We start from the raw sequence: 8,732 nt of genomic DNA, 5'->3' as shown, positions 1-8,732 counted from the left end.
CTCGACATAGTCGCCGGCGACCTGCACGTGCCCGATCGGCGCGCAGAACCGGGTTTCGATTTCGCCGGCGGCGTTGCGCGCACGCACTGTGAGCAGGGTGATCTCGTAGTCGAAATCGATGAAGCCCTCGACGATGACGCGGCCGCGGTTGACGCGGCCGCCGGCCATTGCATAGTCCCAGGCCTTCTTCACATCGTCCGGCCCGTCGATCTTGCTTTGTCCCTTGCCCGATGAGCTCATCACAGGCTTGACGATGCACGGGTAACCGATGCCACGCTCTTTTGAAGTGTCCAGCATGGATGCCGGGCTGTTCTTTGCCGTCAAGGAGGACGGCTGAGAAATTGCCGATTGCAATTCTTCAAGCGAATCGCAGAACTTGTACGGACTCGTCGGCAGACCCAGCGTCTCTGCAGCGAGACGACGGATGCCCTCGCGATCCATCGTCAGGCGCGCGGCGCGTGCAGTCGGGATCACGCGCACGATGCCGGCGGCTTCGAGTTCCTCGAGCACCGGCGTCGCGATCGCCTCGATCTCAGGCACCACGATGTCCGGCTTCTCCGCCTCGATCAGCGCGCGCAACTGCGTCGGATCGTCCATCGCGATCGTGCGCGCGTGATGCGCGACCTGCTGGCCCGGCGCGTTCGCATAGCGATCGACCGCGATCGTCTCGACGCCGAGGCGCTGCAGCGCGATCAGCACTTCCTTGCCGAGTTCGCCCGAGCCGAGCAGCATGACACGCACGGCAGCGCCGGACAGCGGCGTACCGGGGACTACGAACGGGCGTGACGGCATTGCATCTTTTCCTGGCGATGGACGGGGCGACATTATCCCGCATCGCGTGCGACGCCGCTGCAACCACGATTTCTGCGGTCTGCGCCAGATCATATTTTCGACAGAAATGTCGGACTCGTCGCTGCATCACGCGCGGACGCGTGACTTCCGGCACAGCCGCAACCGTTTTTCACTTTTTCGCATCGTATACAAAGATGACTTCCTGCAGATGTGCATGCGCTGCGCCTGCGGAATCATTGGCTGGCGCCGTCCACCGAATGTCACGGCGGCGTTCGTCGGGGTCAGACCGTTCGTGTTTCCACGTCATCGGAGGAACCATGTCCACCCGCCACTTCCAACGTCATGCAGCACTCGCCACTGCGCTCGCAATCGCGCCGTTCGCCTGCGCCGCGCAAGCCGCAGCGGCAGACACCCGCGGCCAATGGATCGGCCGCACCCAGATCGAGGGACAGCGCGATGCGGACAAGACAACGCTTTCGCTCGGCACGGCCGGCGAGGAAAGCACCACGCTCGAACTCGACACTGGCAGAACCTGCAAGCTGCGCGACGGCACTTATTCGGATCAGGGCGCCGATGCGTGGTCGCTGCACTTCAAGCCGACCGACGGTAGCGGTCTTTGCGATCGCCTGTCACAGGGCGAGTTCACCCTGCGCGCAGCTGGTCCGCGCAAACTCGCCTTCGAAGCGCGCTATCCCGACGGCAAGGGCGGACAGAACCAGCGCAGCGGAGTGCTGACGCGTTATCCCTGAACGATTTCGCGAATCTGCTCTCACCGACTCTTGCGGTCGCGATGCGCGGCGAGTAACGTGCGGCCGTTCACAACCGTCGTCGGGAGCAGCGTATGGATTGGCAGAAAGGGCGCGAGAGCGACAACGTTGTCGAGGATGACGGCAGCGGTCGCGGTGGTGGTTTCGGCGGCGGAGGTGGTGGCGGCCTCAGTTTCGGCGGCTTCCACATCGGCATCGGCGGCATCATCCTGATCGTCGTGGTCAGCCTGCTGTTCGGCAAAAATCCGCTCGACATCCTCTCGCTGCTCAGCGGCGGCGGCTCGATGCTCGACTCGAGCAGCCAGACGGCGCCGCCCGCGCAACGCGCACAGGCGACGAGCACCGATCCGCAGACCAAGTTCGTCAAGGTCGTGCTCGGCAGCACCGAGGATGTGTGGAGCCAGTATTTCCAGGCCAGCGGCCAGCGTTATCCGCAGCCCAAGCTCGTGCTTTACCACGGCCGCACGCAGACCGCCTGCGGCGTCGGCCAGGAAGCGATGGGACCGTTCTACTGCCCGGGCGACCAGCAGGTCTATCTTGACCTCGGCTTCTTCCAGGAAATGGACACGCGCTTCCATGCGCAGGGCGATTTCGCCCGTGCCTACGTGATCGCGCACGAAGTCGGCCATCATGTGCAGAACCTGACCGGCATCATGGACAAGGTCGAGCAGGCGCGCCGCCAGGGCGCGGCCATGGACGGCGCGAACGGACTGTCCGTGCGCCAGGAACTGCAGGCCGACTGTTTCGCCGGCGTCTGGGCGAACCGTTCGCAGGCGCAGCTCAACTGGCTGCAAGCCGGCGACATCGACTCGGCGCTCAACGCCGCGTCAGCGGTCGGCGACGACACACTGCAGAAGCAGTCTCGCGGCTATGCCGTGCCGGACTCGTTCACGCACGGCTCGTCCGCGCAGCGCCAGCGCTGGTTCAAGGCCGGCTTCGCCTCGGGCGACATCAACAGCTGCAATACGTTCAACGCGCAGTCGCTTTAGAGCGACTCGCGCCGCGCTGCGTACTTAACGCGTCGCAAACACCGCTTTGCGCATGATGTGCGCGGCTTCCGCAACGGGAGCCGCGCCCTATTCATCGTTCTCGACAAGGAACCGCACCGATGAGCCTCGATCCCGCCCAGTTGCAGTCGCTCGTTTCGACCTATGTCGTCCCGCTCGCGTGGAAGATTCTAGGAGCGATCGCGCTCTGGATCGTCGGCCGCTGGGTGATCCGCCTGATCAGCCGCGCGCTCAGCAGCGTGCTTGCCAAGCGCGAGCTGGATCCCACCCTGCAGCGTTACGCCGGCTCGGTCGCATCCACCCTGCTCACCTTGCTGCTCGCGATCGCGGTGCTCTCGGTGCTTGGCGTCGAGACTGCCTCGTTCGCCGCCCTGCTCGCCGCGGCCGGCGTCGCGATCGGCATGGCCTGGTCGGGGCTGCTCGCCAACTTCGCCGCCGGCGTGTTCCTGATCACGCTGCGCCCGTTCAAGGTCGGCGATGCGATCACGGCGGGCGGCGTCACCGGTACCGTGCGCGAGATCGGCCTGTTCGGCACGACGCTCGATACGGGCGACAACGTTCGCGCCGTGGTCGGCAACAACAAGATCTTCGCCGACAACATCATCAACTACTCGGCGAACGCGTATCGCCGCGTCGACCTGACCGCCCTGCTCGCCACCGGTGTCGATGTCGACGATGCGAAGGCGCGCCTGCGCGCGGCCGTGACCCAGGTGAAGAACGTGCTCGCCACGCCGGCGCCGGACATCGAGATCCTCGAGCACACGACGCTCGGCACCGTGCTGACCGTGCGCCCGTACGCCAGCAACGACAACTATTGGCAAGTCTACTTCGACACGAACAAGGCCATCGCGCAGGTCGCGAAGGCCGCCGGCTGGCCCGCGCCGGAAACGCGCCAGGCCGTGCGCAACATCAGCTGAGCACGAAGCAATGGCGTTCGCCGCGAAGGACGAGGAAACAACGAACACGTCAGTTTGTGATCCCTGGTCTCCTTCGCGGCGAAATCCTCGCGCCTTCTGCTCCGCTCAGGTCCGAGCCACACGGAGTAGCCCGGTGTCCAGACTGCGTTCGCGCAGCAATCGATAAACCACCGGAATCACGAACATCGACAGCAGCGGCGCGGTGATCATGCCGCCGACCATCGGCGCCGCGATGCGTTGCATGATTTCCGAACCCGTCGCCGCGCCGAACATGATCGGTGCGAGGCCGGCGAGGATGACGGCCACGGTCATCGCCTTCGGTCGCACGCGCTGCACGGCGCCTTCGCGAATCGCGGCCAGCAGCGTCTCCGCACTCGCAGGCTCACCTGCGGCCAACCGCCGTTCCCACGAGTGTTTCAGATACAGCAGCATGATGACGCCGAATTCGGCGGCGACGCCGGCGAGCGCGATGAAACCGACCGCCGTCGCGATCGACATAGCATGACCGAGGAGGTACATGAACCAGAAGCCGCCGATGAGGGCGAACGGCACGCTCGCCAGAATCAGCGCCGCTTCGTCGAAGTGACCAAAGGTCAGATACAGCAGCACGAAGATGATCAGCAGCGTCGCCGGCACGACGATGCGCAGGCGCGCGACCGCGCGTTCGAAATATTCGAACTGTCCCGACCAGGCGATCGAGATGCCGGGTGGCAAGGTCACCTCGCGTGCGACGCGCGCGCGCATGTCGTTGACGACGGATGCCAAGTCGCGACCACGCGCATCGACATAGATCCAGCCCGACAGGCGCGCATTCTCGCTTCTGATCATCGGCGGGCCTTCGACGATGCCGATCTTCGCCAGCGTGCCGAGCGGAATCTGCGCACCGCTCGGGGTAACCAACGGAAGATCGCGCAGCTTCTGCACCGAATCGCGCAGTTCGCGCGGATAGCGCACGCTGATCGGGAAACGCCGCCGGCCTTCGACCGTTTCGCCTATCGTCTCGCCTCCGATCGCCGACGAGACGACGCTTTGCACGTCGGCGATGTTGAGCCCGTAGCGCGCCGCGGCGGCGCGGTCGATATCGACGTCGACATAGCGTCCGCCCGTCAATCGTTCTGCCAGCGCCGAGGTCACGCCCGGCACGGTTTTGATGCCGCGCTCGATCTGCGCGGCGACCTGGTCGATCGTCGCCAGATCGTTGCCGTTGACCTTGATCCCGATCGGACTCTTGATGCCGGTCGCGAGCATGTCGAGGCGGTTGCGGATCGGCGGCACCCACAGATTGGTCAGCCCCGGCAAGCGCACGGCGCGATCGAGTTCGTCTATCAGCTTGTCTTTCGTCATTCCCGGTCGCCATTGATCCTGCGGCTTGAAACGCACCGTGGTCTCGATCATCTCCAGCGGCGCCGGATCGGTCGCCGTTTCCGCGCGGCCGATCTTGCCGAAGACGCTGGCGACTTCGGGCACGCTGCGAATCATCCGGTCGGTCTGCTGCAGAATCTGTGCAGCTTTGCCGGCGGACAAACCGGGCAGCGCGGTCGGCATGTAGAGCACATCGCTTTCGTCGAGCGGCGGCAGGAATTCGCCGCCGAGCCGCGAGATCGGCCAGAGCGTGGCGAGCAACAGGAAAGCCGCTGCCACCAACGTGGTCTTCGGCCAAGCCAGCACCGCATCGAGTGCGGGCCGGTAGATCGCGATCAATCCGCGCACGACCGGGTTGGCCTGCTCGTCGGGAACGCGCCCGCGTATCCAATAACCCATCAGCACGGGAATCAGCGTGACCGACAATCCCGCCGCCGCGGCCATCGCGTAGCTCTTGGTGAACGCGAGTGGCGCGAACAGCCGGCCTTCCTGCGCTTCGAGCGAGAACACCGGCAGGAACGACAGCGTGATCACGAGCAGGCTGAAGAACAGCGCGGGCCCGACTTCGACCGCGGCATCGGCGATCAGGCACCAGCGTTCTTCGCCTGCGAGCGTTTCCGAAGGATGCTCGTGCCGCCAGGCCTCCAGGTGCTTGTGCGCGTTCTCGATTATCACGATCGCGGCATCGACCATCGCGCCGATCGCGATCGCGATGCCGCCGAGTGAAAGGATGTTCGCGTTGAGCCCTTGCAGGTGCATCGCGATCAACGCGGCGAGCACGCCGAGCGGCAGGGCAACGATCGCGACCAGCGCCGAGCGCAGGTGGAACAGGAATGCCGCGCAGACCAGTGCGACGACGAGGAATTCCTCGATCAGCTTGCCGCGCAGGTTGTCGATCGCGCGGCCGATCAGTTGCGAGCGATCGTAGGTTTCGACGATCTCGACTCCGGCCGGCAGGCTCGGCTGGAGGCTTTTCAGCTTGGCCTTGACCGCGGCGATCGTCGCCTGCGCGTTCTTGCCCTGGCGCATCAGGATCACGCCGCCGGCGACTTCGCCTTCGCCGTCCAGTTCGGCGATGCCACGCCGCATCTCGGGACCCAGCAGGATGCGCGCGACGTCGCCCAGCAGCACCGGCACGCCGCCGGCGCCGGCTTTCAACGGAATGGCGCGAAAATCATCGAGCGACTTGAGGTAACCCGAGGCGCGCACGACGTATTCGGCCTCGGCAAGTTCGAGCACCGCTCCACCGGCTTCGCCGTTAGCACGCTGCACCGCGTCGATCACCTGCCCATGCGTGATGCCGTAGGCACGCAATTTGTCCGGATCGAGCACGATCTGGTATTCGCGCACCATGCCGCCGATGCTGGCGACTTCGGCGACGTTCGGCACGCCCTTCAGTTCGTAACGCAGGAACCAGTCCTGCGTCGCACGCAACTCGGACAGATCGTGTTTTCCGTTTCGGTCGACCAGTGCGTACTCGTAAATCCAGCCGACGCCGGTCGCATCAGGCCCAAGCGCGGTCGCTGCCTTCGCCGGCAGGCGCGACTGCACTTGATTCAGGTATTCGAGCACGCGCGAACGTGCCCAATACAGGTCGGTGCCGTCGTCGAACAGCACGTAGACCAGTGCTTCGCCGAAGAACGAATAGCCGCGCACCGTCTTCGCGCCCGGCACGGACAGCATCGTCGTCGTCAGCGGATAGGTGACCTGATCCTCGACGAGCTGCGGCGATTGTCCGGGCCAAGTGGTGCGGATGATGACCTGCACATCGGACAAGTCCGGCAGTGCATCGACAGGCGTTTGTCTGAGTGCATGGATACCCCAGGCAGCGAGAAACACCGCGCCGAGCAGGACCAGAAGGCGGTTTGCGATCGACCAGCGGATCAGGCGCGCGATCATGGCTTCGCTCCATCCGACGCTGCATCGCCACTGCTCTCCAACCGCGCCAGCGCGCCGGTCAGGCTCGCCTCGGAATCGATCAGGAACTGACCTGAGAGCACAACCTTGTCACCGTCATGGACGCCTTCGAGCACGACCGTCTTGCCGTTCGCCTCGTCGCCCAAGCGCACTTCCTGCGCGCGGAAGTGGCCATTTCCCGCATCGACGATGACGACGTTGCGCAGACCGGTTGCGATCACGGCCTCGCTCGGCACGAGCACGTTCTCCGCGCGCGTCGTCGGCACGATCTCGACGCTGGCATACATGCCCGCTGCGAGGCGGTGCCGCGGTTTTTTCAACACGATGCGTGCGGTCTGTGTGCGCGTCGTCGCATCGACCTCGGGCAGCAGCGTCTCGACCGTGCCGTCGAAGGTCTCGCCCGGGAACGCCGGCACCTGCGCCTTGACCGCCGCACCCGCAGTCACGCGGCTGCGTTGCGCTTCCGGAATCGCGGCATTGATCCACACATCGTCGATGCCATTGATGCGCATCAGCGGCATGCCTGCGGCGATCGTCGCGCCGTCGCGCACATTCAGTTCGGTGACCACTCCCGCACGAGTTGCGGTCAGCGTGATTCGCGTCTGTGCCCGGCCGCTGCGTTCAATCGCGCCGATCTGCGCATCGCCGATGCCGAGCAGCACGAGCCGCTGTCGCGCGGCCGCACGCAGCGGATCCAGCCCAGGCGTGCGTGCGCGGCGCAAGGCGAGGTATTCCTCCTGCGCCGCCGTCCAGTCCGGCGCGAGCACGGTGAGCAAGGGTTGGCCGGCAGCAACCTCGGTCATCGCGGCGCGCACATGCAGTTGTTCGACGATGCCGGCGACGCGGCTTTGCACGACGCTGACCGCGCGTTCGTCGAACGCGATCGTGCCGGTCGCGCGTAGCGTCGTCTGCAGCCTGCCGCGCTCGGCCGGCGCGGTGCGGATACCGAGGTTTTGCGCGAGGCCAGGGGCGATCGCCACCGTGCCCGGCGCGCCGCCGCTGTTCGCGTACTTCGGCACGAGCTGCATGTCCATGAACGGCGATTTGCCCGGCGCGTCGAAGTGTTTGTCGGGCACCATCGGGTCGTACCAGTACAACGGTTTCCCGGCGGACGTCGACACCGGAGATGCCGGCGTTGCGGGGCGATAATGCAGCCACGACAGCGTCGCGGCGATGCCGAGAAGAAAGGCCAGCACAGCGGCGAGAATCGGAATGGGGCGCGGCATGGTTCAGTGCTCCTGCGGAAACGCGAAGTACAGCGCCGCCCACGATTGGCCGAGCGTGCTCATCAGATCGGTGTAGGCCAGACCTTGCTCGATTTCGTTGTCGAGCGCGGTCAGCGAGGCTTGCAGGCTGCCACTTCCTCCACGGTAAGCGGCAAGGGCCGCATCGGCGCGATCGGCGGCCAACGGCAACAGTTCCTTTTCGCAGCGATGCACGCGCTCGACCGCGCTGCGCCACGCGGCGAGGGTCTTCTGCAGTTCGGCCGTGTGCATGCGCCTGGCCGCTTCGCGCTCGTCGGCGATCTGCTCGGCCAGCGCCTGCTTCGAAGCGATGTTCGGATCCTGCCGTTTGCTGCCGAACAGCGGCAGATCGATGCGCGCCTCGATCGAGATCATGTTGGAGAATTGCGGGCCGCGCTGCGCGTAGGCGAATTCCAGCGACCAGTCGGGCCGTTTCTCCGCGCGCGCCAGCGCGGCATCGGCCGTCGCCGTCTTTTCCGCGGCATCGTAGGCGAGGAGTTCGCGATGATGGGCGACGTTGCGAATCAGCGCGTCGGGGTCGGCGCCGAGACTGCGGAAGTCAGGCGCCTCACCGAGCGACCGAGCGCCTGCGTCGGGCAGCCAGCGCGCGAAATCGGCGCGGGTTTCGGCGACGGCGCGTGCCGCTTCGCTGAGGCGATCCTCCAGCATCGCCTGTTCGGCCCGCGCGGCGATGCCATCGGCGGCGGAACCACGCCCTGCAGTCAG

7 protein-coding genes are annotated in these 8,732 nt (G+C 65.7%); 3 read left to right on the top strand and 4 right to left on the bottom strand.

Annotation, left to right across the window (positions count from 1 at the left end; all coding sequences use genetic code 11):
* Nucleotides 1-792, bottom strand: a 792-nt coding sequence (purT, locus tag VF497_RS05855) for a formate-dependent phosphoribosylglycinamide formyltransferase (RefSeq protein ID WP_330886692.1), incomplete at its 3' end; no start/stop codon positions are given.
* Between the two features lie 317 nt (nucleotides 793-1,109).
* Here purT and VF497_RS05850 point away from each other — a divergent pair.
* The 3 genes from VF497_RS05850 to VF497_RS05840 all read left to right on the top strand — a co-directional run bounded on the left by VF497_RS05850 (nucleotide 1,110) and on the right by VF497_RS05840 (nucleotide 3,483).
* On the top strand, nucleotides 1,110-1,541 hold the full coding sequence (locus VF497_RS05850) for a hypothetical protein (protein WP_330886691.1): 432 nt from the start codon (nucleotides 1,110-1,112) through the stop codon (nucleotides 1,539-1,541).
* Between the two features lie 92 nt (nucleotides 1,542-1,633).
* Nucleotides 1,634-2,548, top strand: coding sequence for a KPN_02809 family neutral zinc metallopeptidase (gene ypfJ, locus VF497_RS05845; protein WP_330886690.1), 915 nt, complete (start codon nucleotides 1,634-1,636; stop codon nucleotides 2,546-2,548).
* Between the two features lie 119 nt (nucleotides 2,549-2,667).
* Nucleotides 2,668-3,483 (top strand): mechanosensitive ion channel family protein, encoded by an 816-nt coding sequence (locus VF497_RS05840; RefSeq protein ID WP_330886689.1) that lies wholly within the window; start codon nucleotides 2,668-2,670, stop codon nucleotides 3,481-3,483.
* A gap of 105 nt (nucleotides 3,484-3,588) precedes the next feature.
* Here the strand turns inward: VF497_RS05840 and VF497_RS05835 are convergent, their stop codons facing one another.
* From VF497_RS05835 to VF497_RS05825, 3 genes are all read right to left on the bottom strand, one after another.
* The gene (locus VF497_RS05835) at nucleotides 3,589-6,744 is read right to left on the bottom strand and encodes an efflux RND transporter permease subunit (protein WP_330886688.1); all 3,156 of its coding nucleotides are present in this window, start codon (nucleotides 6,742-6,744) and stop codon (nucleotides 3,589-3,591) included.
* Nucleotides 6,741-7,988, bottom strand: coding sequence for an efflux RND transporter periplasmic adaptor subunit (locus VF497_RS05830; RefSeq protein WP_330886687.1), 1,248 nt, complete (start codon nucleotides 7,986-7,988; stop codon nucleotides 6,741-6,743). The genes VF497_RS05835 and VF497_RS05830 overlap by 4 nt, the downstream gene beginning before the upstream one ends.
* A 3-nt stretch (nucleotides 7,989-7,991) precedes the next feature.
* The coding region (locus VF497_RS05825) for a TolC family protein (protein ID WP_330886686.1) at nucleotides 7,992-8,732 on the bottom strand (741 nt) is incomplete at its 5' end.

The organism is Rudaea sp. (genome assembly GCF_036383415.1).
Taxonomy (GTDB): Bacteria; Pseudomonadota; Gammaproteobacteria; order Xanthomonadales; family Rhodanobacteraceae; genus Rudaea.
This window is presented reverse-complemented; position numbering and strand designations above follow the sequence as displayed.

Bases quoted from the DNA above. Each gene is read 5' to 3' on its own strand.
- VF497_RS05850 (WP_330886691.1), top strand. From the start codon at position 1,110: ATGTCCACCCGCCACTTCCAACGTCATGCAGCACTCGCCACTGCGCTC.
- ypfJ (WP_330886690.1), top strand. From the start codon at position 1,634: ATGGATTGGCAGAAAGGGCGCGAGAGCGACAACGTTGTCGAGGATGAC.
- VF497_RS05830 (WP_330886687.1), bottom strand. From the start codon at position 7,988: ATGCCGCGCCCCATTCCGATTCTCGCCGCTGTGCTGGCCTTTCTTCTC.
- VF497_RS05835 (WP_330886688.1), bottom strand. From the start codon at position 6,744: ATGATCGCGCGCCTGATCCGCTGGTCGATCGCAAACCGCCTTCTGGTC.
- VF497_RS05840 (WP_330886689.1), top strand. From the start codon at position 2,668: ATGAGCCTCGATCCCGCCCAGTTGCAGTCGCTCGTTTCGACCTATGTC.